This is a genomic window from Brachybacterium sp. GCM10030267 (genome assembly GCF_042666875.1).
GTDB lineage: Bacteria > Actinomycetota > Actinomycetes > Actinomycetales > Dermabacteraceae > Brachybacterium.
The window spans coordinates 284,017-308,450 of record NZ_JBHTCX010000002.1 but is presented as its reverse complement, the minus strand read 5'-3'; the positions used below and the strand labels follow the sequence as shown (position 1 = coordinate 308,450).

The 24,434-nt window shown below is 69.0% G+C and carries 18 protein-coding genes; 10 read left to right on the top strand and 8 right to left on the bottom strand.

Annotation, left to right across the window (positions count from 1 at the left end):
• Positions 1-75: 75 nt before the first annotated feature.
• From ACFQS2_RS01785 to ACFQS2_RS01775, 3 genes are all read right to left on the bottom strand, one after another.
• On the bottom strand, positions 76-1,029 hold the full coding sequence (locus ACFQS2_RS01785) for a carbohydrate ABC transporter permease (protein ID WP_377792512.1): 954 nt from the start codon (positions 1,027-1,029) through the stop codon (positions 76-78).
• The gene (locus ACFQS2_RS01780; protein ID WP_377792511.1) at positions 1,023-2,036 is read right to left on the bottom strand and encodes an ABC transporter permease; all 1,014 of its coding nucleotides are present in this window, start codon (positions 2,034-2,036) and stop codon (positions 1,023-1,025) included. The genes ACFQS2_RS01785 and ACFQS2_RS01780 overlap by 7 nt, the downstream gene beginning before the upstream one ends.
• A gap of 383 nt (positions 2,037-2,419) precedes the next feature.
• Positions 2,420-4,798, bottom strand: coding sequence for a glycoside hydrolase family 3 N-terminal domain-containing protein (locus ACFQS2_RS01775; protein ID WP_377792510.1), 2,379 nt, complete (start codon positions 4,796-4,798; stop codon positions 2,420-2,422).
• A 366-nt stretch (positions 4,799-5,164) separates the two neighbouring features.
• Here ACFQS2_RS01775 and ACFQS2_RS01770 point away from each other — a divergent pair, with 366 nt between their 5' ends.
• The 8 genes from ACFQS2_RS01770 (at position 5,165) to ACFQS2_RS01735 (ending at position 14,771) form a co-directional block, all read left to right on the top strand.
• Positions 5,165-6,331: a Gfo/Idh/MocA family protein gene (locus tag ACFQS2_RS01770; protein ID WP_377792624.1), complete on the top strand. Its 1,167-nt coding sequence runs from the start codon at positions 5,165-5,167 to the stop codon at positions 6,329-6,331.
• On the top strand, positions 6,328-7,077 hold the full coding sequence (locus ACFQS2_RS01765) for a ThuA domain-containing protein (RefSeq protein ID WP_377792509.1): 750 nt from the start codon (positions 6,328-6,330) through the stop codon (positions 7,075-7,077). Before ACFQS2_RS01770 ends, ACFQS2_RS01765 begins: the two co-directional genes overlap by 4 nt.
• 56 nt (positions 7,078-7,133) lie before the next feature.
• Positions 7,134-8,213, top strand: coding sequence for a Gfo/Idh/MocA family protein (locus ACFQS2_RS01760; RefSeq protein ID WP_377792623.1), 1,080 nt, complete (start codon positions 7,134-7,136; stop codon positions 8,211-8,213).
• Positions 8,214-8,628: 415 nt separating this feature from the next.
• On the top strand, positions 8,629-9,807 hold the full coding sequence (locus tag ACFQS2_RS01755) for a Gfo/Idh/MocA family protein (RefSeq protein WP_377792508.1): 1,179 nt from the start codon (positions 8,629-8,631) through the stop codon (positions 9,805-9,807).
• Positions 9,808-9,894: 87 nt separating this feature from the next.
• The gene (locus ACFQS2_RS01750; protein ID WP_377018658.1) at positions 9,895-10,986 is read left to right on the top strand and encodes a Gfo/Idh/MocA family protein; all 1,092 of its coding nucleotides are present in this window, start codon (positions 9,895-9,897) and stop codon (positions 10,984-10,986) included.
• A gap of 616 nt (positions 10,987-11,602) precedes the next feature.
• A complete protein-coding gene (locus ACFQS2_RS01745) occupies positions 11,603-12,919 on the top strand; it encodes an extracellular solute-binding protein (RefSeq protein WP_377792507.1) in 1,317 nt (438 codons plus the stop codon).
• Positions 12,916-13,932 carry a carbohydrate ABC transporter permease gene (locus tag ACFQS2_RS01740; protein ID WP_377792506.1) on the top strand — a complete coding sequence of 339 codons (1,017 nt, stop codon included), beginning with the start codon at positions 12,916-12,918 and terminating at the stop codon, positions 13,930-13,932. Before ACFQS2_RS01745 ends, ACFQS2_RS01740 begins: the two co-directional genes overlap by 4 nt.
• Positions 13,932-14,771, top strand: coding sequence for a carbohydrate ABC transporter permease (locus ACFQS2_RS01735; protein WP_377792505.1), 840 nt, complete (start codon positions 13,932-13,934; stop codon positions 14,769-14,771). The genes ACFQS2_RS01740 and ACFQS2_RS01735 overlap by 1 nt, the downstream gene beginning before the upstream one ends.
• A 188-nt stretch (positions 14,772-14,959) precedes the next feature.
• Here ACFQS2_RS01735 and yicI read toward each other — a convergent pair whose 3' ends face one another.
• The 5 genes from yicI to ACFQS2_RS01710 all read right to left on the bottom strand — a co-directional run bounded on the left by yicI (position 14,960) and on the right by ACFQS2_RS01710 (position 21,477).
• Positions 14,960-17,005 carry an alpha-xylosidase gene (gene yicI / locus ACFQS2_RS01730; protein WP_377792504.1) on the bottom strand — a complete coding sequence of 682 codons (2,046 nt, stop codon included), beginning with the start codon at positions 17,003-17,005 and terminating at the stop codon, positions 14,960-14,962.
• Between the two features lie 88 nt (positions 17,006-17,093).
• On the bottom strand, positions 17,094-18,029 hold the full coding sequence (locus ACFQS2_RS01725) for a carbohydrate ABC transporter permease (RefSeq protein WP_377792503.1): 936 nt from the start codon (positions 18,027-18,029) through the stop codon (positions 17,094-17,096).
• Between the two features lies 1 nt (position 18,030).
• Complete coding sequence (locus ACFQS2_RS01720) at positions 18,031-18,990, bottom strand: carbohydrate ABC transporter permease (RefSeq protein WP_377018650.1); 960 nt, start codon at positions 18,988-18,990, stop codon at positions 18,031-18,033.
• 69 nt (positions 18,991-19,059) lie between these two features.
• Positions 19,060-20,364: an ABC transporter substrate-binding protein gene (locus ACFQS2_RS01715; protein ID WP_377792502.1), complete on the bottom strand. Its 1,305-nt coding sequence runs from the start codon at positions 20,362-20,364 to the stop codon at positions 19,060-19,062.
• A gap of 30 nt (positions 20,365-20,394) precedes the next feature.
• Positions 20,395-21,477, bottom strand: a complete 1,083-nt coding sequence (locus ACFQS2_RS01710; protein WP_377792501.1) for a LacI family DNA-binding transcriptional regulator — start codon at positions 21,475-21,477, stop codon at positions 20,395-20,397.
• A gap of 309 nt (positions 21,478-21,786) precedes the next feature.
• Here ACFQS2_RS01710 and ACFQS2_RS01705 point away from each other — a divergent pair, with 309 nt between their 5' ends.
• Together ACFQS2_RS01705 and ACFQS2_RS01700 are read left to right on the top strand one after the other, a co-directional pair.
• Positions 21,787-23,319, top strand: coding sequence for a mannitol dehydrogenase family protein (locus tag ACFQS2_RS01705; RefSeq protein WP_377792500.1), 1,533 nt, complete (start codon positions 21,787-21,789; stop codon positions 23,317-23,319).
• Positions 23,316-24,335 (top strand): L-idonate 5-dehydrogenase, encoded by a 1,020-nt coding sequence (locus ACFQS2_RS01700; protein ID WP_377792499.1) that lies wholly within the window; start codon positions 23,316-23,318, stop codon positions 24,333-24,335. The genes ACFQS2_RS01705 and ACFQS2_RS01700 overlap by 4 nt, the downstream gene beginning before the upstream one ends.
• The last annotated feature ends 99 nt before the right edge of the window (positions 24,336-24,434 follow it).

Below are 24,434 nucleotides of genomic sequence, written 5' to 3'. Positions count from 1 at the left end.
CGAAGATCCGCCTGGATGCGGCCACCGTCGGCCGCGGAAGATGCGACCGCCGGTGGCCGCACCCGTAGGAATGGATCAGCCCTTCACAGACCCGAGCATCACGCCGGAGACGAAGTAGCGCTGGAGGAAGGGGTAGAGGCAGACGATGGGGAGCACCGTCAGGACGATCGTGACGGCCTGGATGTTGGAGGCCACCTGGCCCATGCCGTCTGCACCGGCACCACCGCTCACGGATGCGGCGTTGGTGGCTCCGGCGATCAGATTGCGGAGGTAGACGGTGACGGGGTACAGCTCCGCGCGGTCCATGTACAGGAACGCCTGGAACCACTGATTCCAGAACGAGACCGCATAGAACAGGATCATCGTCGCGATGACGGCCTTGCTGAGCGGCAGCACGATCCTGGCGAAGATCCCGTACGTCGTCAGCCCGTCCACGGATCCGGATTCCTCCAGCTCCTCGGACATGTTCTCGAAGAACGCCTTCATCACCAGCAGGTTGAACACGCTGATCGCATTGGGTATCACGATCGCCCAGATCGAGTTGGTGAAGCCGAGCGATTTGATGAGGATGTAGTTCGGGATCAGGCCGCCGTTGAAGAACATGGTGAACACGGCGATACCGATGAACATCGCACGCATCTTCAGGCGCCGCTTCGACAATGCGTAGGCGAACGTCGTGGTCAGGACCATCGAGATCGTGGTGGCGACCACGGTGTATACCACGGTGTTCTTGTAATTGATCCAGAACATGTCGTCCGCCATGACGACCTTGTACGTGTCCAGGTTGAACCCGCGCGGGACCAGGTTCACCTGGCCCGAGACGATGTAGCCCTCGGCACTGAACGATTGCGCCAGGATATTGACGAAGGGGTACAGCATCACGACCATCACGAGGATCAGCACCACCGTGTTGATCACGGTGAATGCCCGATAGCCCAGGCTTTCCTTGATGACGGTCGGGCGCCGGCGCGCCGGCGCTGCTGGCCCGGAGCCGTCGGCGGGTGTCGGGGTAGAAGTCACGGTCACCACAGGCTCGTCCCCACTGTTCTCTTCGAGATGGCGTTGGCGGACAGCACGAGCGTGAGCCCGATGATCGACTCGAACAGGCCGATCGCCGTCGCATAGCTGAAGTTGCTGGACTCGATGCCGATTCGATAGAGGTACGTCGCGATGACGTCAGCCGTCGGATAGGTCAGCGGGTTGTACAGCAGCAGGACCTTCTCGAAACCGACCGCCATGAACGTGCCGATGTTGAGGATGAGCAGCGTGATCATCGTCGGCCGGATGCCCACCAGAGTGATGTGCCAGGTCTGCTGCCAGCGGTTGGCCCCGTCGATGCGGGCGGCCTCGTACAGCTGGTCATCGATCGTGGTCAGTGCGGCCAGGTAGAGGATGGTTCCCCAGCCGACCGTCTGCCACAGCTCCGAGCTGACGTAGATGGTGCGGAACCAGTCCGCGTTCTGCATGAAGTTGATTCTGTCGGCACCCACCAGGGTGATCAGCTGGTTGACCGTTCCCTGGACCGAGAAGATCTGGAACACCATGCCGGCCACGATGACGATCGACATGAAGTGCGGCAGGTAGGAGACGGTCTGCACGAGACGCTTGAACCACCGCACGCGGATTTCGTTGAGAAGCAGCGCCAGGATGATCGGCATCGGGAAGCAGATCAGCAGCGTCAGCAGCCCCAGGATCACGGTGTTCTGGAAGACGTCCCAGAACTTCGCGTCCGAGATGAACATCTTGATGTAGTGCAGGCCCACCCATTCGTCGCCGAAGATGTTCCCACCGGGGCGGAACCGACGGAAGGCAATGATATTCCCCGCCATCGGCAGATACCGGAACACCAGCAGATACGCCAGCGGCAGGACCAGGAACGTGTACAGCCGCCAGTCCTTGCGCAGCACGCGTCGCCAGGTGTTCTTCTTTGGTCCGGGTCTCCCGCTCGAGGGAGGGGCCGCTGTCGCCGGTCGTGCGGGCACGCCGTCGACACCCTGTGTGCCATCCGGTGCGGGTGATCCCTGCTGAACGGTCATACGTCGTGTACCGGCTGCATCGACATCGATACTTCACCTCTTCTCATCACTACGTCGTGATCACCGCCGAAAATATTCATCCGGAGTATCGGTTTGTTTTCAGTCTATAGGGCGCCGTTTCTCACCGTCAAGGGAAGCGCTCTCCCCTGCCAGTCGCTGCGGCGACCGCCCGATACGTTCTGAGCGCTGTGGACGGCGGACATCATTCCGGCAGGCCACAGCGCTGCAGGACGGCAGCGAGAGGGCTGTGCACCGTCAGGGTCCGCTAGCGGGAATCCTTCTGCGCGCATGCCGTCGGATACCCATCACGTAACGAAAGTTTTCGGACCGCGGTCTGACAGGGGCCCTCATGGTCCTCATGGTCCTCGGGTCGCCCCGTGAGGTCAGTGCTGACCGGGTAGGAACGCGGTGGCACCGGCGAGGGCGCCCTGCGACTCGGAGCTCCTGCTCACCGGCACGACCGTCGCCGGCGTGACGAGCACCCGGTCGCCGTCGCTGACCTCGCGCACCTCGCCGACGACCCGGAAAGAGGCCTCGTGCGCGGTGTCCTCACTCGAGGCGCCCACGCGCACCCGAAGCTCGCCGGGCTCGACGATGCGCCGGTAGTCCTCTCCGAGGAAGGCGGCGCGGTCCATGTGCAGATCGAAGGTGACCCGGGCGCTCTCCCCCGGGGCGAGAGCGACCTTGGTGAAGCCGACGAGCCGCTTCAGGGGGCGCACCACCGAGGCGACGGGGTCGCTGAGGTAGAGCTGGACGACCTCCTTGCCCTCGCGCTCGCCCACGTTGGTCACCACTGCCGAGACCTCGACGGCGCCGTCGGGGGCGACCTCGGTGGCCGAGACCTCCAGGTCCGAGTACTCGAAGCGGGAGTAGCCGAGACCGTGGCCGAAGGGGAACAGCGGCTTGGGATCGATGTTGGAGATGCCCTCGCTGACCCACGCCAGCACCGGGGCCAGATAGGTGCCGGGCTGGCCGCCCATGCCGCCGGGGATGCCGATGGGCAGGCGGCCCGAGGGGTTCACGCGACCGGAGAGGACGCCGGCGATCGCGCTGCCGCCCTCCTCGCCGGGCATGAATGCCTGCACGATGGCGGCGCAGCGGTCGACGTAGGCGCCGAGCGCGTAGGGACGACCGGTGACCATCACCAGCACCACCGGGGTGCCGGTGGCCAGGACGGCTTCGACCAGCTCGTGCTGGGCGCCGGGCAGCTGGAGGTCCGCGACGTCACAGCCCTCGCCCGAGGTGCCGGCACCGAAGAGTCCGGCGATGTCGCCGACGGCGAGGACCGCGACATCGGCGGCCTCGGCCGCCGTGACGGCCTCGGCGATCCCGGCGGTGCCGGTGCCGGTGAAGTCCGTGCCCGCGACGGTGGTGACCGTGGAGCCGGGGAACTCGGCGGTCATCGCCTCGGCGAGCGACGGAACGGGGACGGCGGTGCCGTTGTCCTCGAGGCGCGAGAGGACGTGGTTGGTGAAGCTGTAGCAGCCCAGGAAGCTGCGCGGCTCGACGGCGCTGGGGCCGATCAGTGCGATCCGGCCCGGGGCCGCCAGCGGCAGGGTCGCGGCGTCGTTGCGCAGCAGGACGATGGACTCCTCGGCCAGCCGGCGCGCGACCTCGCGGTTCTCGGCCGGGTCCAGGTCGATGGCCTCGCCGGTCGTGGCGGGGTCGAAGCCCGGATCCAGCAGGCCCAGCTCCACCTTCTGGCGCAGCACCCGCCGCACCGCGGTGTCCAGCACCTCGACGTCGAGGTCCCCGTCCTCGATGGCCTCCAGCAGCAGCGGGAACGTGTTGGTCTCGGGCAGCTCGACGTCCATACCGGCGCGGAGCGTGGTCACGGCGGCCTCGCGCGTGGTCTCCACGACCCGGTGCATGGACTGCAGGAAGTTCACGGCCCAGTAGTCGGAGACCACGGTGCCCTCGAAGCCCCACGTCTCGCGCAGCAGCTCGGTCATCAGCCAGTGGCTGGCCGCGGGGGCGATGCCGTCGACGTCGGCGTAGGAGTTCATCACCGCGCCGACCTCTCCCCGGCGCACGGCCATCTCGAAGGGGACCAGGTCGATCTCGTGGAACTCGCGGCGGCCGATGGAGACCGGGGCGTGGTTGCGGCCGGCGCGCGAGGCGGCATGGCCGGCGAAGTGCTTCAGCGTGGCGATCACGCCGGAATCCTGCAGACCCCTCACGTACTCGGTGGCCAGCATGCCGGTGAGGTACGGGTCCTCCCCCATGGTCTCCTCGATGCGGCCCCAGCGGTAGTCGCGCACGATGTCGAGGACGGGCGCGAGGCCGACATGGGTTCCCAGTGCCCGCATGTCCGCGCCGATGCGACGGGACATCTCGCCGATCAGCTCCGGGTCGAAGCTCGCACCCCAGGCGATGGCGGCGGGATAGGTGGTGGCCTCGTGCGCCATCAGCCCGGTCAGGCATTCCTCGTGCGCGATCGCCGGGATCCCGTGCGGGGAGTTCTCGGTGACGGTGGCCTGCATGCGGCGCAGGTTCTCGACACCTTCCTGCGCAGTCATCGGGGCGCTGCCGAAGGGACGGGTGATGTGCCCGAGACCGTTGCGCGCCGCCTCCTCGAAGGGATCGCGGCCCTCGTCGAAGGTGGACTGCATGGGGGCGAAGCCCTCCGCGTCACCGATCTCCGGCCGCTTCCAGTAGCTGCCCAGCTGAGCGACCTTCTCCTCCAGGGTGAGGTCGGCCAGCAGCGCCTCGACGCGCTGCTCGGTGCCCACCGAGGGGTCTGTCCACGCGGGAACGGTCATGGGGTGCTCCTTCGCACTGCCGACGAGGGCACGCATCGGCGTCGGCCACTCGGGGTTCGGTCTCGTTTAGCAAGTTTTCGGCCACTTTCGGTGGTGCCGAGACTAGATGAGCGTCCGCTTGCCGGTCAACACCGGCGGCGCGATAGGGTGCAAGCGGTTCCCGACGGACGCTCCCCGGCCCCGGCGCTCCACGGCCTCCCGCGTCATCACTGGCCAACGGACTTTTTCGGCATGGACGCCGTGCCGGTGGGGATCGACCGCCGCGTCGGGAGCAGCGCCCGCCCGTCGTCCCGAAACTTTTCCCGAGGAGCCGTGAGACAGCCCGTGACATCGCCGCATCAAGATATCCGACCGCTGCACGTCGGCATGGTCGGCTACGGCTTCATGGGGGCCGCCCATTCCCATGCCTGGCGCACCGCGCATCGCTTCTTCGACCTGCCGCTGACGCCGGTTCTGCACTCCATCGCGGGCCGCACGGACAGCTCCGTGCGCGCGGCCGCCGAGCGCTACGGCTTCGCGTCCGCCACCACACGCTGGCAGGACCTGGTCGAGGATCCCCAGATCGATCTGATCGACATCTGCACGCCGGGCGATACCCACCTCGAGATCGCCACGGCGGCGCTGGCCGCGGGCAAGCACGTGCTGCGCGAGAAGCCGCTGGCCAACTCGGTGGAGGAATCCGAGCAGATGGCCCGGGCCGCGCAGCAGTCGCGCGAGGCCGGGTCACTGACGATGTGCGGGTTCAGCTACCGCCGCACCCCCGCGCTCGCCTACGCCCGCCGCCTGGTGGCGGACGGCGCGGTCGGCGAGATCCGCCAGATCCGGGCCAACTACCTCCAGGACTGGCTCTCCGACGCCGACGCCCCCATGACATGGCGCCTGGACAAGGACAAGGCGGGATCCGGGGCCCTCGGCGACATCGGCGCCCACGTCATCGATCTCGCCCAATGGGTCTCCGGCCAGCACATCGCGGAGGTCTCCGGCACGCTGGAGACGATGGTTCCGACCCGGCCCGCGGCAGGGACCGCGGAAGGTCTCGGTGGCCGCGGCGACACCTCCGGCGAGCGCCAGCAGGTCACGGTCGACGACGTCGCACTGTTCACCGCCCGCTTCGCCAGCGGCACGCTGGGCTCCTTCGAGGCCACCCGGATGGCGCAGGGCCGCAAGAACGCGATGCGCCTGGAGATCAACGGCTCGAAGGGCTCCCTGTCCTTCGACTTCGAGCGGATGAACGAGCTGCAGTTCTACGACGCCACCGCACCGGAGGGGCGGCAGGGCTTCACCCGCATCCTCACGACCGAGCCGGAGCACCCCTATGCCGAGGCCTGGTGGCCCACCGGGCACGGCCTCGGCTACGAGCACACCTTCACCCACGAGATCGCGGACCTCGTGCGCGCGATCGGCGAGGGCACCGAGCCCTCCCCGTCCTTCGAGGAGGCGCTGCAGGTCCAGCGCGTCCTCGCGGCCGTCGAGTCCAGCTCGGACCACGGCAGCAGCTGGCAGCGGATCGACACTCAGGAGAACACCCGATGACCGACCACCCCACCTCCTCGACCAGCATCTTCGTCGACGAAGGCCAGGATCCCGGCGCCCGCAGGGCGCTCGTCGTCCGCGGCGGCTGGGACGGCCACCAGCCCGTCGAGACCACCGACCTGTTCATCCCTTTCCTGCGGGAGAACGGCTTCGACGTCCGCATCGAGGGCTCCCCGGCCGTCTATGCCGACGCGGAGTACATGGCCACGGTGGATCTGATCCTCCAGTGCAACACGATGTCCACCATCGAGAAGGAGGAGTTCGAGGGCCTGCGCGCGGCCGTCGAGGCCGGCACCGGGCTGGCCGGCTGGCACGGCGGCATCGCCGACAGCTACCGCAGCAACTCCGACTACCTCACGCTGATCGGCGGCCAGTTCGGCTGCCATCCGGGCAAGCATCCCGACGAGCGCACCGGCGAGCAGTCCGACAACTACGTGCCCTACACCGTGAACATGCTGCCCGAGGCCGCCGAGCATCCCATCACCCGGGGCATCGAGGACTTCGACCTGGTCACCGAGCAGTACTGGGTGCTCTCGGACGACTACATCGACGTGCTCGCCACCACCACGCAGAAGGTGCGCGATTGGGATCGGTGGCACCGCCCGGTGACCTCCCCGGCGATCTGGACACGGCAGTGGGGCCAGGGGCGCATCTTCGTCTCCACGCCCGGTCACCGGGTCGAGGTGCTCGAGGATCCGAACGTGCGCACCATCGTCGAGAGGGGCCTGCTGTGGGCAGCACGCTGAACGATCAGGAGACCGCTTCGGCTCCGGCCGGGGCGGTCGGCGGCGACCGGGAGCCGATGCGGATCGGCATGATCGGCTGCGGCGTGATCTCCCGGCAGTACCTGGCCACCTTCGACGCCCTGCCGGGGGTCGAACTGGTCGCCGTCGCCGACCTCGACCCCGAGCGCGCGCAGGCCGCGGCGGAGGGCCGGGAGGGGGTGCGGGCGCTGGGAGTCGACGAGCTGATCGCCGATCCCGATGTCGACACGGTCCTGAACCTGACGATCCCCGCCGCCCACGCCGACGTCGACCTGCGCGTGATCGCCGCCGGCAAGAACGTCTACTCCGAGAAGCCGTTCGCGGTCACCACCGAGGAGGGGCGGGCGGTTCTCGAGGCCGCCCGCGAGGCCGGCGTCATCGTCGGCAGCGCTCCGGACACGGTGCTGGGCACCGGCACGCAGACCGCCCGCGCCGCGATCGACGACGGCATCATCGGCACCCCGATCGCCGCGACGGCGACCATGCTCACCCCGGGCCATGAGCGCTGGCATCCGCAGCCGGACTTCTACTACGTCCCCGGCGGCGGCCCGCTGCTGGACATGGGGCCGTACTACATCCACGCCCTGGTCACGCTGCTGGGACCGATCGACGCGGTGATCGGGGCGAGCAGCCGGCTGCGCCCGGAGCGCACGATCGGCTCCGGTCCCCGCCAGGGCGAGAGCATCCCGGTCACCACCGACACCCATGTCACCGGTGTGCTCGTCCACGCATCCGGCGCGCTGTCCACGCTGGTGATGAGCTTCGACGCGGTCGCGACCGCGGCCCGCCCGATCGAGATCCACGGCACCGGAGGCAGCCTCGCCGTGCCCGATCCCAACCGCTTCGAGGGCGAGGTCTCCGTGCACCCGCTCGGCGGGGACGGCTGGGAGACGCTGCCGGAGTCGGCCGGATACGTCAGCGCCTCCCGCGGCATCGGACTGGCCGACATGGCCGAGCGCGGAGCAGCCCTGCGCGCGAGCGGAGAGCTGGGCCAGCACGTCCTCGAGGTCATGAACGCCGTGTTGGAGTCCTCGACCAGCGGGCGCAGGATCGAGATCACCAGCACGTGCGAGCGTCCCGACGCGGTCGGCCTTCAGGATCTGCAGACGCCCATCTGACCTGGTGCCGTCCGAGCCGTGCCGTCCGAGCCGTGCCGTCCGAGCGGGGACGCTCGGCGGCCCGTTCGGGCTGGGCCGTTCGGGCTGGGCCGTTCGGGCTGGGCCGTTCGGGCTGGACCGCTCGAGGCTGCACCGCTCGGGCTGGTACGACACACCGCATGCCGTGGCAACATCCTGCACGCGACTGCTACGGCCGTGGTGATGCAGGACACTTCTGGAAATGGCTTACCGGAGCCAGGTGCGGCGCTGCGATGGCGCGACCCGCCCGATGCCGCAGCACGGCGCTGCTGGCAGGGCACGTCGTACGGGCCCGCAGCCTCCGAGCCACCCCTCACCCTCACTGATCCCCCGAAAATCCCCCACTCTCCATCGCTCACCGTTCGCCCGCCCCACCGCCGGAAAGGCTCTCCGCCTCATGCTCAACGTCGCTGTCATCGGTACCGGCAACATCTCCGACGCCCATCTCGGTGCCTACCTGGAGGCGTCCGACGAGGTGCGCATCGTCGCCCTGGCCGACCTGACGCTCGAGCGGGCCGACGCCAAGCGTGAGGCGTTCGGCCTGACGGAGGCCCGCTCGTACGCGGACACCGACGCGATGTTCGAGGCCGAGGATCTCGACCTGGTCAGCGTCACCACTCCCCCGTCGGCCCACCGCCCGGTCGCGGTCAAGGCGCTGGAGGCCGGCATCAACGTGATCGTCGAGAAGCCGATGGCGCCCTCGCTCGAGGACTGCGACGCCATGATCGAGGCGCAGCGACGCAGCGGGAAGATCCTCTCGGTGATCGCGCAGAACCGATTCCGCGACGAGATGATGGGGCTCAAGGCCGTCCTGGACTCGGGCAAGCTCGGCTCGATCTCCCACACCCGCATCGCCTCGGAATGGTGGCGCGGGCTGTCCTACTACGACCTGTGGTGGCGCGGCACCTGGGCCTCCGAGGGCGGCGGCTGCACGCTGAACCACGCGATCCACCACATCGACATCGCTCTGTGGCTGCTGGGCCGGCCGCAGGCGGTCGCGGCGATGATGACCAACGCTCAGCACCAAAACGCCGAGGTCGAGGATCTCGGGGTGGCGATCCTGCAGTACGAGCGCGGCCTGGCGGAGCTGACCAGCTCTGTCGTCCATCACGGTCAGCAGCAGGAGATCGTGGTCCAGGGCGAGCACGCCCGCGTCTCCCAGCCCTGGGCCGTGGTCGCCGAGACCCCTCAGCCCAACGGGTTCCCGACCCCCGAGGGCAACAGCTCGCTGGTCGCCGACCTCGAATCCTTCAACGCGGCGCTGCCGAAACTGGAGCACACCGGCCACGCCGGCCAACTGCGCGACGTCATCGCCGCGATCAGGGAGGGCCGGGACCCGCTGATCACCGGCGAGGACGGCCGACGGGCCCTGGAACTGGTCACGGCGATCTACGCGGCGGCCATCGAGCGCCGCACCATCGACCTGCCGATCCCGGCCGATGACCCCTACTACCGCGCCGGCACCCTGGAGGCCAGGGCACCGCACTTCTTCGAGAAGACCGCCTCGGTCGCCTCCCAGGACGGCGGCATCACCGTCGGCGGGACGGACCCGGCCGGTGCCGCGGCCGCGTCCTGAGCCTGCCCGCGTCCTGAGCCTGCCCGCGCCCCTCCCCGTCCCGGATCACCCGGACCACCCCGACCGTTCGTCGAAAGGACCCCTCCCATGGCCGCCTCCGAAGGAGCCGACTACGCCCCCGCCGAGATGCCCAGCCCGGTCGTCGAGCCCGGCGAGTTCGTCTTCGCCGCGATGCACCTCGACCACGGCCACATCGGCGGCATGACCCAGGGCCTGCTCGGGGCCGGGGGCACCCTGAAATGGGTCTACGATCCCCAGCCCGAGCGCGCCCAGGCGTTCCAGGAGAAGTTCCCGCAGGTGAGGATCGCCGAGAGCGAGGAAGAGGTCCTCGCCGACGAGGAGGTCCACCTGGTCGCGGCCGCCGCGGTCACCTCCGACCGCGCGGCCCTCGGCATCCGCGTGATGGAGGCGGGGAAGGACTACTTCACCGACAAGGCCCCGCTGACCACGCTCGACCAGCTCGCGAAGGCCCGCGAGGCCACCCAGCGCACCGGGAAGAAGTACGCGGTCTACTACTCCGAGCGGATCCACGTCGAGGCCGCCGTGCTCGCCGGCCAGTACATCGAGCGCGGCGCCATCGGCGACGTCATCCAGGTGATGGGCATGGGCCCGCACCGTCTCGGTGACCCCGCCTCCCGGCCCGACTGGTTCTTCGAGCGCGCCCGCTACGGCGGCATCCTCACCGACATCGGCAGCCACAACTTCGAGCAGATGCTCACCTTCACCGGCTCCGACGACGCCGAGATCCTCTCCAGCTCGATCGGCAACTTCGGCCACCCCGACCACCCCGAGCTCGACGACTTCGGCGACGCCCACATCGCCCTGTCCAGCGGCGCCTCCGGGTACGTGCGCGTGGACTGGTTCACGCCCGACGGGCTGCGCACCTGGGGCGACGGCCGGACGTTCATCCTGGGCACCGAGGGCTACATCGAGCTGCGCAAGTACCTCGACGTCACCACAGACAACGGTGGCGGCCAGGTGATCCTCGTCGACGGCAAGGGCGAGCACCGCATCGAGGCGAACGGTCAGGTGGGCTTCCCCTACTTCGGCGAGCTCATCCTCGACGTGCTCAACCGTACGGACAACGCCATGACCCAGGACCACGCCTTCAAGGCGGTCGAACTCGCCGTGAAGGCCCAGAACCAGGCGCGGGTGCTGGCCTCGGCACCCACCGCCTGACCCTGCCCTGCTCCCCGAGAGCCCGGTGATCTCCTGGTCGCCGGGCTCTCGTCTGTCCCCGGGCGGGGCGCGCGGGGCCTGGCCACGGCCGGCCAGGGTTCCGGGTCTGCCCGCGGGTGGATGCGCCGGCCCGCCCGCGACCGTCCGAGGTTCCGGGGCTGCCCACCGGGGCCGCCCCGAGCCGAGCGGAGGGGACGTTGACACGAACATGTAGCTGTGTGGCATCTGCCCTGCTCTGAGAGGGGTCTCGGTCCGCTCAGCTACACCTTCGTGCCACACCCCACGCTGCACCCCGGCCGGGCGCTGTATGCCGCGCGGGGCGCTGCACACCGGCTGGACACCGCACGCCGGCCGGGCGCTGCGTGCCCCGCGGGACGTCCCTCACAGACTCCCCCTCCACGCGCTTGAGCGAGGCCACGATGAGGAGCCGACCAGCGCCCTTCCGACTCCGCATGTGCTGGTCCGGGCAGTTCTTGTCGCGGGGAGAGTTTCGAACGGGCATCGGACCATGACCTGGGCTTGACCGCTCTGGATCGCGCGGGCTACCTTGACACTGCACTCGCACTTTCCGAAAGCTTTCGGCACTGTTGCCGGACCTGCGAACTGGAGTACAGCAATGAAGCCTGTCACCCGCCGCGCGACTCTCGCCGGCCTCGGGATCTCCGTCCCTGCCCTCGTCACCCTCAGCGCCTGCGGCGGCGGCGCCCAGCCCTCGGGAGGGGCCGGCTCCCCGTCGAGCCTGTCCGTCTGGGCCCTCACAGGCGCCAAGCAGGACACCTACCAGGCCTCCTTCGACGCCTGGAACGAAGCGAACCCCGACAACGAGTTCGCCGTGCAGTTCTTCGCCAACGATGCCTACAAGGAGAAGATCCGCACCGCGATCGGCTCCGGCAACGCCCCCACCCTGGTGTTCAACTGGGCCGGCGGCACCCTGGCCGACTACGTCGACAACGAGTCCGTCGTCGACCTCACCGGCAAGGTGGACGACGTGCTGGGCCGCACCATCCCCTCGATCGCCGATGTCGGCAAGATCGAGGACAAGCAGTACGGAGTGCCCAACAACGACACCCAGCCGGTGATCCTGTACTACAACACCGAACTGTTCGAGCAGCACGGCGTCACCCCGCCCACCACGTGGGACGAGCTGATGTCCGCCATCGACACCTTCTCCGCCGCCGGCGTCACCCCGCTGTCCCTGGCCGGGCAGAGCGTGTGGCCGGAGCTGATGTACATCCAGTACCTCACCGACCGCATCGGCGGCGAGGGCGCCTTCCAGAAGGTGCTGGAAGGCGAACCGGAGGCCTGGTCCGAGCCGGCCATCACCTCCGCCCTGGAGTCCATCGTCGAGCTGGTCGACGCCGGCGCCTTCGGCTCCGGCTTCGGGTCGGTCACGGCCGATGCGGGTGCCGATGCCGCGCTCGTGCACACCGGGCAGGCCGCGATGCTGCTCCAGGGCAGCTGGGTGTACGGCACCTTCAAGCAGGACGCCCCCGAGTTCGTCGCCGACGGCAAGCTGGGCTTCCTCAACTTCCCCGAGGTCGAGGGCGGCGAGGGCGACCCGGCCAACGTGGTCGGCAACCCCGCCAACTACTGGTCCGTCTCGGCCGACGCCGACGAGGAGACCCAGGAGCTCGCGATCCAGTACCTCAACGAGTACAACCTCAACGACGACATGGTCGATGACTTCCTGTCCATCGGCGCCATCCCCGCCGTGGCCGGGCTGGAGGAGAAGCTCAAGGGTCTGGACGACGAGGACTTCCTGACCTTCGCCTACGACATGGTCCTGAACGCTCCCCACTTCCAGCTGTCCTGGGACCAGGCGCTGCCCCCGGCCCCCGCCCAGGAACTGCTGACCAACCTCTCCCAGATCTTCCTGGGGGAGATCGAGCCCGCGGACTTCGTCGCCAATATGAACGCGACCATCGACTCATGACCTCGGCGCAGTCCCCCACGCATCCGTCCGCCGCCGGCGCGGCCGGTGTGGACCCGTCCCGGGAGGACGCTGCAGGCTCCCGGGACGGATCCCGTGGCGGTGTCGACAGCCCCCGCGGAGCCGGCGACCGGGCCCGCACGGGCTACCGGACCGGCCCCAGCAACTGGCTGCTGCTGCCGGCGCTGAGCTTCTTCGGCATCTTCGCGCTGCTGCCGCTGGCGGGCGTGGTCGTGCTGTCCTTCTTCGCGTGGGACGGACTGGGCACGCCGCAGTTCGCCGGCCTCAGCGCCTGGTTCACCGTCTTCCAGGACCCGGTCACGCTGAACGCCATGAAGCTGACGTTCCTGCTGACGGCGCTGAGCTACGTGGTCCAGTTCCCGCTGAGCCTGCTGCTGGGCACGTTCATGGCCGGTCATCAGCGGTACCGCGAGGCCTTCTCCGTGCTGTACTTCCTGCCGCTGCTGTTCTCCGCCGCGGCCATCGGGATCACCTTCGGGGCGCTGCTGGACCCGAACTTCGGGCTCTCCCGCGCCTTCGGTCTCGACTGGCTCGGCCAGGACTGGCTGGGCTCGCCCAACCTGGCGTTCTACACGGTGATCATGGTGATCTCGTGGTCCTTCGTCCCGTTCCACTCCCTGCTCTACCAGGCGGGTGTGCGGCAGATCCCCGCCTCCATGTACGAGGCGGCGACGCTGGACGGGGCCGGCCGGGTGCGACAGTTCTTCAACGTCACCCTGCCGCAGCTGAAGTACACCATCGTCACCAGCTCCACCCTGATGCTGGTGGGGTCGCTGACCTACTTCGATCTGGTGTTCATCCTGACCCAGGGCGGCCCCGGCAATGCCACCCGGATCCTGCCGCTGGATATGTACCTGACCGGTTTCCGGTCCTATCAGATGGGTCCCGCCAGCGTGATCGCCGTGATCCTCGTGGTGGTGGGCCTGCTGCTGTCGCTCACCCTGAACCGGATCTCGGGAGCCGACCGCATGGAGAGCCAGATGGAGGGCGCCTGATGAGCATCTCGACCACGAGCGGTCACCGCTCCCCCAACGTCATCGGCGGCGTCCTCGCCTTCCTCTGGCTGCTGGTCATCCTGGTCCCGATCTACTACATCGTGGTCACCAGCGTGCGGCCGCAGTCGGACTACTACTCGTCCAACCCGCTGTCGCTGCCGCTGAACTTCACGTTCGAGCCGTATCGGTACGTGCTGGAGAACGACTTCCTGCGCTACTTCGCGAACTCGGTGTTCGTCACCGTGCTCACCGTGGTCGCCGTGGTGGTGTCCTCGTTGCTGGCCAGCTACGTGATCGTGCGCAGCCGCACCCGGCTTGCCCGGTTCAGCCAGCGCCTGTTCCTACTGGGCATCGCCATCCCCCTGCAGGCCACGATCATCCCGATCTACTACCTGATCGTGGAGCTGGGCCTCTACGACACCCTGTGGGCGCTGATCCTGCCCTCGATCGCCTTCGCCATCCCGATCACCGTGCTGATCCTGACGAACTTCCTGCGGGACGTCCCCAAGGAGCTGTACGAGTCCATGACGGTCGACGGAGCGAGCGACTGGCAGATGTTCCGCTCGCTGGTGATCCCGCTGGCGAGGCCCGCGATCGTCACCGTCGGCATCTACGACGCGCTGCAGGTGTGGAACGGGTTCCTCTTCCCCCTGGTGCTCACCCAGAGCTCGGAGCAGCGCGTGCTGCCCCTGTCGCTGTGGGCCTACCAGGGCGAGTTCACCCAGAACATCCCGGCCGTGCTGGCCGCCGTGATCCTCTCCGCACTGCCGATCCTGGCGCTGTACATCGTCGGCCGCCGACAGCTGATCAGCGGCCTGACCGCGGGCTTCAGCAAGTAGCAGCCCTATCCGGCGCCAGCCGTCGGAGACGACGAGCCGGCCGCTGCATCCGATCGTGGATGCGGCGGCCGGCTCGTCATGTGTGCCGCGGAACGCGCGGGCTTCCCCATCGCTGCCCCGACCCCCGCCACGGCCGACGGTCGTGGCGGGGCCCGGGATGGCCGGCCTGGGCTCGACCGGCCGGGGACTCAGCCGTCGATGGCGGCGATGTCGAGCCCCAGATCTTCTCCGTCGCGGACGTACAGCGGCAGCGTCATGACGCCGTGCCTCTGGCGCAGCCAGCGCCCTCCGGTCTCGACGGTGCCGTCGAACACGGAGGTCCAGCGACCCTCGGGGAGGTAGAACTCCACCTCGCCCTGCGGGTCGAACACCGGCGCCACCAGCAGGGAATCGCCCAGCATGTACTGGGTGTCGATGGCGTGGCAGGTGCGGTCCTCGGGGAACTCGAGCACCATCGGGCGCAGCAGCGGGGTGCCGTGCTCGTGCGCCTGCCGCGCCATGTCCTGGAGGTACGGCACCAGCTGCTGCTTGAGCAGGGTGAAACGGCGCGCCACGGCCACGGCCTCGTCGTCGAACGCCCACGGCACCCGGTACGAGCTGGAGCCGTGCAGGCGCGAGTGGGACGAGAGCAGGCCGAAGGCCAGCCAGCGCTTGAACACCAGCGGGTCCGGGTTGCCCTCGAAGCCTCCGATGTCGTGGCTCCAGTACCCGAAGCCGGAGAGCGCCAGCGACAGCCCGCCGCGCAGGGTCTCGCCCATCGAGGGCAGCGAGGAGTCGTTGTCCCCGCCCCAGTGGACCGGGTACTGCTGGCCGCCGGCCGTCGCGGAGCGGGCGAACAGCACGGCGTCACCCTCCCCGCGCCGCTGAACGAGCAGGTCGAACACGGTGCGGTTGAACAGGTGCGTGTAGTAGTTGTGCATCTTCTCCGGATCGGCCCCGTCGTGCCAGGAGATGTCCCGCACCGGGATGCGTTCACCGAAGTCGGTCTTGAAGCAGTCCACGCCCATGTCCAGCAGGGCCTCGAGCTTGCCGCGGTACCAGCGCACGGCCTCGGGGTTGGTGAAGTCCACCAGCGCCATCCCCGCCTGCCACAGGTCGGTCTGCCACACGTCGCCGGAGGTGGTGCGCACGAGGTAGCCGAGCTCCATGCCCTCGTCGAACAGATAGGACTTCTGGGCGATGTAGGGATTGATCCACACGCAGACCTTCAGCCCGCGCTCGTGCAGGCGCCGGATCATGCCCTCGGGGTCCGGGAACGTGGCCGGATCCCAGATGAAGTCGCTCCAGGTGAAGCCGCGCATCCAGAAGCAGTCGAAGTGGAAGACGGACAGCGGGATCCCGCGCTGCTCCATGCCGTCGATGAAGGACATGACGGTGGCTTCGTCGTAGTCGGTGGTGAACGACGTCGACAGCCACAGTCCGTACGACCATTCCGGTACCAGCGGCGGCCGGCCCGTCAGGCCGGTGTAGCGGCGCAGCACGTCCTTCGGCGTGGGGCCGTCGATCAGCAGATAGGTCAGGGACTGACCCTCGACGGAGAACTGCACGCGGGTGGTCATCTCCGAGCCGACCTCGAAGGACACCCCGCCGGTGTCCTCGACGAACACGCCGTACCCCCGCGAGCTGAGGTACAGCGGCACGTTCTTGTACGCCTGCTCGGAGGTGGTCCCGCCGTCCTCGTTCCAGATGTCGACGCTCTGGCCGTTCTTCACGAAGGCGCCGAAGCGTTCACCGAGCCCGTAGATGCTCTCCCCCGGTCGGAGCGTGAGCTGCTCGTGCATGTACCGCTTCCCGTCGGGCGCGATGACGTGCGCGATCGACCGTTCCAGGGAGCTGGTCAGCTCGCGTCCGGCCGAGACGAAGTCCGCCTTCCACTCATCCCCCCGGGCGATCCGCAGCTCGAGGTCGCCGGCGGCGAGCGAGACGGCCCCGTCGGCGCCCTCGGTGATCACGCCGCGGTACTGCGCATCCGCGGCGATCTCGAAGCGCGGCTCGGGAGTGCGCACCCCGCGATGATTCTGGACGCGTACCCGGATCACGCCGTCGGCGACGGCCTGGTAGGTGACGGTCAGCTGCGGGTTGTTCAGGGTGTCCCCGCGGGTGTGCACGGGCCGGACCGGGGCGTAGGCGCGCACCTCTGACTGCTCGGCATCGACCTGGAGGTCGTGGACCTGCCGTCCGCGCTGGACGGTGAAGCCCTCGCGGTCGAGCCAGTATCCGTTGGTGAAGCGCATGGTCAGCGTTCCTTTCGCGGGGTCGGGGAAGAGTCCTGCGGCGCCACGTCCTGTGGCGTCACGTCCTGCGGCGTCACGTCCTGTGGCGTCACTTCACGGCCCCGGCCGTGACACCACGGGTCAGGGTGCGCTGGAAGATCAGGAAGAAGATGAACGTGGGCAGCAGCGAGAGCAGGGCTCCCGCGTTCAGGGTCGGCACGTCGAGCATGCGGTCGCCCTGCAGCGACGACAGCGCGATGGGCACCGTCTGGTTGTCGTTGCTGGTGAGCATGACCAGCGGGATGAAGAACTCGTTCCACGTCCAGATGAAGAAGAAGATCATCAGCACGGCCATGGTCGGGCGCACCACCGGGTACACGATCCGCCACAGGATCTGCCAGCGAGTGGCACCGTCCAGCTGCGCCGCCTCCAGCAGCGCAGGCGGGAAGGTGCCGAGCACGGAGGCGAGCAGGTAGGTCCCGAACGCCGACTGGACGACGGTGAAGATGATGACGATCGACCAGGGGTTGTCCGTCAGCCTGACCATGCGTGCCATGTCGAACAGCGGGTAGATCAGCACTTCCTGCGGCAGCATGTTGGCCATCAGGAAGAGGCCGACGAGCCACAGGCGCCCCGTGACCTTCCCGACGCCGAGCGCATAGGCGTTCAGCAGGGACAGCAGCACGGCGAAGACGGACACCAGGGCGGAGGTCCACAGCGAGTTCCACAGCTTGACCGGGAAGTTCACCCGCTCCCAGAACGCGGTGAGCCCGTCGAGGTAGAGGCCGCGGGGCAGGGACAGGGGCCCGCCGGCGGAGTAGTCCGCCGGGGACTTGAAGGCGTTCAGCAGCATCAGCAGGAACGGGCCCACCATGAACACGGCCATCGCGAGGGCGAGGGCCAGCACCACCCAGCGGGCCCATCCGCGGTGGTGGCGGTCCCGTCGACGACGCGGCGACGGGGTCGCCGGGCCGGTCGGGGCTCCGGCACCCTCGGGCGCAGCGGCCCCGGGGGCGGGGGCGGAAGCAGTCATGTCTGCGGCCATGTCAGCGGCCCTCCTGGTCTTTGCGGGCACTGCGGTTCTGCAGCACCTGGATGCCACCGGCGATGACGACGATGATCAGGGTCAGCACGGTCGCGACCGCCGCCCCGTATCCGACCCGCGAGGTGTCGAAGAAGTTCAGGTACGAGTAGTACGAGGGCACGAGAGTGGAGCTCTCCGGGCCGCCGCGCGTGAGCACGTAGATCGGCGCGAAGACCTTCAGCGCTGCGATCGTGCAGGTCAGCACGATCACGAAGGTCTCCGGGGAGATCTGTGGGACGGTGATGGCGCGGAACCTGGCGAACCAGCCCGCTCCGTCGAGCTCGGCCGCCTCGTACAGCTCGGGCTCGACGCGCTGCAGGGCGGACATGAAGATCACGGTGGGGTAGCCGATCTGGATCCAGATCAGCACCAGCATCACCGAGGGCAGCGCGAGCGAGGGGTCGCCGAGCCAGTTGGGTGGGTCGGCGATGCCCAGCCCTTCGAGCATCGTGTTCACGGCGCCCGTCTGGCTGTTGAGGATCCAGTTCCACACGATGCCGGCGACCGAGATCGGCAGGATCTGGGGCATGTAGTACGTGGCGCGCAGGAACGCGGCGGTCTGGCTGTTCCAGTGCTTGGCGACGTAGTCGAACAGCATGGCGGCCAGCAGCAGCCCGATGAGGGTCGGCACCACGACCATGGCCGCGATCATCGAGATCGAGTTGCGGAAGGAGAGCCAGAAGGCCTCGTCGGCCAGCAGCGCAGTGTAGTTCTCCAGCCCGTTCCAGCGCTTGGGCGCGAGCCCGCCCTTCCAGCTGTGCAGGCTGTACCAGATGTTCAGCACGAACGGGACGAGGATGACGACGAGGAAGGAGATCAGGCCGGGCAGCATGTAGGGCCAGTACCCGGCCCGGCTGTTCCTGCTCCGCCTGCGCCGCGGGGCCGGCGTCACCGCGGTCGGCGCGGCATCGGTCGTGGTCATGTGCTCTCCTCAGAGGGGTGGGGCGGACCGCTCGCGGCGGCCCGCCCCGGGGTGGTCCAGCTGGTGCTCTTACTCGCCGGTGAGGTCGGCGCGCCCGGTGGAGTAGCTCTCGCCGAGCTCTGCCATGGCGTCCGCAGGGGACTTCGAGCCGTTGATCAGCGACTGCATCGCACTGACGACCTGGTCGTAGAAGCCGGCCACCGGCCAGTCCGGGTAGAAGGCGAGACCGTCGGCGTCGATGACCTCGGTGAAGTTCTCGGTCATCTCCTTGGTCTTCTCGTCCTCGATCGTGGAGGTGTCCCCGGCGACGGGCAGGCCGCCCTTCTGGCCGAGCAGGTCCTGGACCTCCTGGGTCATGGTGATCTCCATGAACTCGTAGGCCAGGTCCTTGTTCGCGGCATTGGTGGGCACGACCCAGAGGTTGCCGGAGGAGCCGATGGTCAGGTCCGTGCCGGGGAAGAGGAACTGCCCCCAGTCGTCGGACATCTCTGCCACCAGGCGCCCGAACCACCAGGAGCCGGAGAACATGATCGGGTAGGTGCCCGAGATGAAGGCGGTGCCCATGTCCTCAGCGGTCAGCCCGGCGGAGTCCGCGGCGATGTAGCCCTTCTCGACCCAGTCGGCGAAACGCTGGGCGCCGGCCATGATCGGATCCCCGGCGAAATCGACCTCGCCGTCGAACAGCTGATAGGCGTCCACGAAGCTGCGGTCACCGTGGGCGAGCACCAGCTGGTACCACAGCTGCCCGGCCGGGTACTCGGCGCCCGCTTCGGCGAGGGGGACGGTGCCCTGGTCGACGAAGGTCTGCAGGACCTCCTCGAACTCCTCGAGCGTGGTGGGGACGGAGACGCCGGCTTCGTCGAACATCCGCTTGTTGTAGAAGACGTAGACGTACTCGCCGTAGTTGGGCAGGCCGAACCAGTCGCCCGAGCCCATCAGCCCTGACTCGTCGTACCGCGAGGTGGCCTGCAGGCTCTCGGAGAGCTTGTCCCCCCAGCCGTTCTCGTCGGCGACCTCGGTCAGCGGCTCGAGCAGCCCCTGCGAGGCGAGCTGGCCGGCGGTGGAGTTGCCCTTGTTGTACTCCATCAGGTCCGGGACGTCGTTGCCGGTCAGCACGATCTTGGCGTTCTTCTGGAGCTGCTCGAAGGTCTGCTTCTCGACGGTGACGGTGACCTCGGGGTGCTTCTCCTCGAAGATCTCCTGCGCCCGGGCCCAGGCCTGGCCCATGGCGGAGTCCTCGTTTTCGTAGTGCCAGATGACCAGGGACGTGCCGTCACCGGACCCGCCGCCGGAGCCGCACGCACTGAGCGTGGGGACGGCGGCGGCCCCGAGCGTCGTGGCCGCGGCGAGGGTGGTGAAATCTCTGCGCTTCATGGTTCCTACTTCCTTGTGAGGGACGGGCTGTCAGCTGCTGTCCGACGGACGCCGCGGATCGTGGGACCCGGTGCCGGGGATCGGAATGCTGGTGGGGTCGCGGCGATCGCTGACGGAGTCGCCGTGGTATCGGGTGCAGGTCACGAGGACCTGGCTGGGGGCGGATTCCGGGTCGTCCAGCCGCGCGAGCAGACCGTCGACGGCCCGGCGGCCCATCTCCTCGCCGGGACCCTGCCAGCCGGCGAGCGTCGGCGTGGTCATCGATCCGGTGCGGCGGCTGGAGACGACGGTGACGACGGAGAGGTCGCGGGGCAGCTCGACGCCCATGAGCGCGAGCTCGTTGACGAGCCCGACGACGGCGAGGTCGTTCAGGGCGATCACGGCATCGGGGCGGTCCTCCCCGCTGAACAGGTCTCTCGCCAGGGCGCGACCGGCCTGGGGGGAGGCCTCGACCGTGTACTCCCGGTGGCGGATGCCGCGCTCGCCGGCGATCCGGGCGAAGGATTCGTGGGAGCGCACCGCGGGGGCGTAGCCGTCGGCCTCGAGGGCGCTCGAGCGGCCCAGCAGCGCGACGTCGCGGTGGCCGAGCTCGATCAGCTCGTCCAGGGCCTCGCGGACCGTGGCCTCGAAGTCGATGTCGACGTAGGGCAGGCGAGAGGTGTCGCCGGTACGGCCGATGGACAGGAAGGGCACGTCGGCTTCCGACAGGGCATCGATCCTGCGGTCCTCGATACCGACCTCGACCAGCAGGACGCCGTCGGCATGCCCCTGGCCGACGAGGTCGATGAGCTCCTCGGGAGCGCGGTCGACATCGATCGGCCACACCGAGAGCAGGTATCCCAGTTCGGACGCCCGGTCGTAGGCACCGCGGACGATCTCGAAGACGGTCTCGCCGGCGGTGAAGTCGAGCTCGGGCAGGTGCAGGGCGAGGATCCGGGTGCGCCGGCTGGCCAGGCTGCGAGCGATCGCGTTGGGCCGGTAGCCGAGCTCGGTCATGGCCTGCTCGATGCGTTCCTTGGTCGCCGGGGACACGGGCCGGTCCCCCGAGAGCATGTAGGACACGGTGCTCAGGGCGACGCCGGCATGGCGTGCGACCTCGCTCATCGTGGCCATCCCGCGTCCTCCTCGTCGTGGGTCGCGCTGTGCGGCGACTGCTGTGTCAACGCATCGAAGCGCTTCGTCGAAGCGTTTCGTCGAAGCGCTTCGTCGAAGCGCTTCGACCGCTTAGTCTGCAACTCTTACTTAAGGGCTGTCAAGATCGGCCTCGGCGCCTCCCCGTCGGCACGACCGACCCTTCGACCTCTTGATATGCTGATCGAAACATCCGTTCCGCGTTGTGGAACGCTTTGCGCCGGGCAGTCCCCCGGGTCGTGTTCCGGCGTCACGCAGACAGCGTGACCACGCACCAACCAGGAGGCTCCCGTGTCCACCTCCGGGGACGTCCCTCGTCTCGACAGGGCCCGCTCCGGCGGACTGCCCCGCCTCGGGGCCGCCGCCCCGTCGGACCCCTCCCGCGCCGGCATCATCCACCTGGGCCTCGGCGCCTTCCACCGCGCCCACGCGGCCGTGCACACCGCGCGAGCGCTCGCCGCCGAGGAGGGCGACTGGGGCATCATCGGTTTCGCCAACCGCTCCCGCGCCGTCGTCGACGCGATGAGCAGGCAGGACGGCCCCTACAGCGTCCTCGAGCTCTCCGAGAGCGGCACCCGGGCCGACGTCGTCGACGTCCACCGCGGCGTCGGGGTGATGGCCGAGGATCCGCAGGCCGTGATCCGGGAGGTCGCCGACACCCATCGCCGGATCCTCACCCTGACCGTCTCCGAGGGCGGCTACTACGTCTCCCCGCGCACCGGTCACCTCGACGTCGACGCCGAGCCGCTGCGGGCGGACCTCGCCGACCCCTCCGCGCCCCGCACCGTGATCGGACTGCTCGCCCGCGGCCTCACCGTTCGCGCCCGCAGCGGCGAACCGTTCACCGTGCTGCCCTGCGACAACGTCTCCGCCGCCGGGCAGACCGCGCGCCGGATGGTCACCGAGTTCCTCGAGCACTCGGGGGCCGAGGACGACGTGCTGACCTACGTGCGCGACCAGGTCGCCTTCCCCGACGCCATGGTGGACCGCATCGTGCCCGCCACCACGCCCGAGACGTCCGACCAGGTCGCCGAGCTGCTGGGCGTCCGGGACGCCGCACCGGTGCGGGCCGAGCAGTTCTCCATGTGGGTGATCGAGGACGACTTCCCCGCCGGCCGGCCCGCCTGGGAGCGCGGCGGCGCCATCATGTCCGACGAGGTCGAGAAGTACGAGCAGGTCAAGCTGCGCATCCTCAACGGGCCGCACTCGCTGATCGCCTACCTCGGCGCTCTGGACGATCGTGGCACGATTCCCGAGGCCTTCGAGCAGGACTGGATCGCCGAGGCCACCCTCGCCCTCATCGAGCGCGAGAACGTGCCCACGATCGCCCTCCCCGCAGGTTTCGACGTCGACGAATACATCGCTGACCTGCAGCACCGCTGGCGCAACCACGACCTGGGCCACCGCACCCGCCAAGTGGGGTCCGACGGGTCGATGCGCCTGCCGCAGCGCGTCCCGGTCCCGGCCCTGTTCCACCTCGAGCGCGGCGACATGCCGGCCCTGCTGGCCCTGACGGTCGCGGCCTGGTTCGCGTGCGTGATCCCGCCGCGCGGCGTCGAGCCCGGTGAGCAGGCCCGGGCGATGAGCGATCCTGCCCAGCAGCGACTGCAGGAGGTCGCAGCCTCGGCCGCGACCCCGGCGGAGCACGCCCGGGTGCTGCTGGAGAGCGGATGCCTCTCCGCGCAGCTGGCCGAGCATGAGGAGTTCGTCGAGACCGTCGGCCACCTGCTGACCACCATCGTCCGGTCGGGCCCGCGCGCCGCGGCCGGCGAGGCCCTGTCCGCGTCCCTGACGTCCGCCCCCTCGAAGGAGAACCGCCCGTGAAGGCCCTGACCATCCATGCCGCAGGCGACATCCGCTGGCAGGACGTCCCCGACGTCGAGCCGGGCGAGGGCGAGGTGCGCCTGCGGGTCGCCTACGTCGGCATCTGCGGCTCCGACCTGCACTACTACTTCCACGGCGCCAACGGTGCGTTCGTCATCCGCGAGCCGCTGGTCCCGGGCCACGAGCTGTCGGCCGTCGTGGATCTGGACCCCACCGGTGAGTACGCGCCCGGCACTCCGGTGACCGTGCACCCGGCCCGGTACGGCACCAGCCAGCCGGGCCTGGAGGACCGCCCCCATCTGTGGCCGCACGGTGACTACCTCGGCAGCGCCAGCGTGTTCCCTCACCGCCAGGGCGCCGCCGCCGAGTACCTCGTCATCGATCGCGGGAACCTGCGTCCGCTGCCGGAGAACCTGCCGCTGCGTCGGGCGACCCTGGCGGAGCCCTTCGCCGTCTCCCTCCACGCCGTCACCATCGCCGGTGACGTCACCGGGAAGAAGTGCCTGGTCCTGGGAGCAGGGCCGATCGGTCTGCTGGCCGTCTCCGCCCTGCTGCACCGCGGGGCCGACTCGGTCGATGTGACCGACGTGCGCCCCGAGCCGCTCGAGCGCGCGGCGGCCCTCGGAGCCTCGAGGACGATTCAGGTGACCGACGAGGCCCCGGCGGACGACACCTACGACGTCGTGCTCGAATGCTCCTCGGCGCCGGCCTCGCTGTCCTCCGGCGTGCGCGCCGTGCGACCGGCCGGGATCATCGTGCAGGTCGCGATCCTGCCGGACACCGAGATCCCGGTGAACCTCGCCCGCCTGGTCGCCAAGGAGGTCCAGCTGCGCGGGACCCAGCGCTTCGACACGGAGATCGACGAGGCCATCGAGCTGCTGGCCGCCGACGAACGGTTCGACGCGGTGATCACCCAGATGCTCCCGGGCTCCGAGGCCACCGAGGCGTTCGCGACCGCGAAGGACGCCTCCCGCTCGGCCAAGGTGCTGCTGGAGCTGTCACCACCGCAGCGATGAGGATCGAGGCCGCCGGGGCTCGAGCCGTGCGCACCGCAGCTGTGAGAATCGGGGTGCAGGTGCATCCCGTCGACCGCCACCCACGACAAGGGGACCTCT

Bases quoted from the DNA above. Each gene is read 5' to 3' on its own strand.
- ACFQS2_RS01780 (WP_377792511.1), bottom strand. From the start codon at position 2,036: ATGACCGTTCAGCAGGGATCACCCGCACCGGATGGCACACAGGGTGTC.
- ACFQS2_RS01775 (WP_377792510.1), bottom strand. From the start codon at position 4,798: ATGACCGTTCCCGCGTGGACAGACCCCTCGGTGGGCACCGAGCAGCGC.
- ACFQS2_RS01770 (WP_377792624.1), top strand. From the start codon at position 5,165: ATGGTCGGCTACGGCTTCATGGGGGCCGCCCATTCCCATGCCTGGCGC.
- ACFQS2_RS01765 (WP_377792509.1), top strand. From the start codon at position 6,328: ATGACCGACCACCCCACCTCCTCGACCAGCATCTTCGTCGACGAAGGC.
- ACFQS2_RS01760 (WP_377792623.1), top strand. From the start codon at position 7,134: ATGCGGATCGGCATGATCGGCTGCGGCGTGATCTCCCGGCAGTACCTG.
- ACFQS2_RS01755 (WP_377792508.1), top strand. From the start codon at position 8,629: ATGCTCAACGTCGCTGTCATCGGTACCGGCAACATCTCCGACGCCCAT.
- ACFQS2_RS01750 (WP_377018658.1), top strand. From the start codon at position 9,895: ATGGCCGCCTCCGAAGGAGCCGACTACGCCCCCGCCGAGATGCCCAGC.
- ACFQS2_RS01745 (WP_377792507.1), top strand. From the start codon at position 11,603: ATGAAGCCTGTCACCCGCCGCGCGACTCTCGCCGGCCTCGGGATCTCC.
- ACFQS2_RS01740 (WP_377792506.1), top strand. From the start codon at position 12,916: ATGACCTCGGCGCAGTCCCCCACGCATCCGTCCGCCGCCGGCGCGGCC.
- ACFQS2_RS01735 (WP_377792505.1), top strand. From the start codon at position 13,932: ATGAGCATCTCGACCACGAGCGGTCACCGCTCCCCCAACGTCATCGGC.
- yicI (WP_377792504.1), bottom strand. From the start codon at position 17,005: ATGCGCTTCACCAACGGATACTGGCTCGACCGCGAGGGCTTCACCGTC.
- ACFQS2_RS01725 (WP_377792503.1), bottom strand. From the start codon at position 18,029: ATGGCCGCAGACATGACTGCTTCCGCCCCCGCCCCCGGGGCCGCTGCG.
- ACFQS2_RS01720 (WP_377018650.1), bottom strand. From the start codon at position 18,990: ATGACCACGACCGATGCCGCGCCGACCGCGGTGACGCCGGCCCCGCGG.
- ACFQS2_RS01715 (WP_377792502.1), bottom strand. From the start codon at position 20,364: ATGAAGCGCAGAGATTTCACCACCCTCGCCGCGGCCACGACGCTCGGG.
- ACFQS2_RS01710 (WP_377792501.1), bottom strand. From the start codon at position 21,477: ATGGCCACGATGAGCGAGGTCGCACGCCATGCCGGCGTCGCCCTGAGC.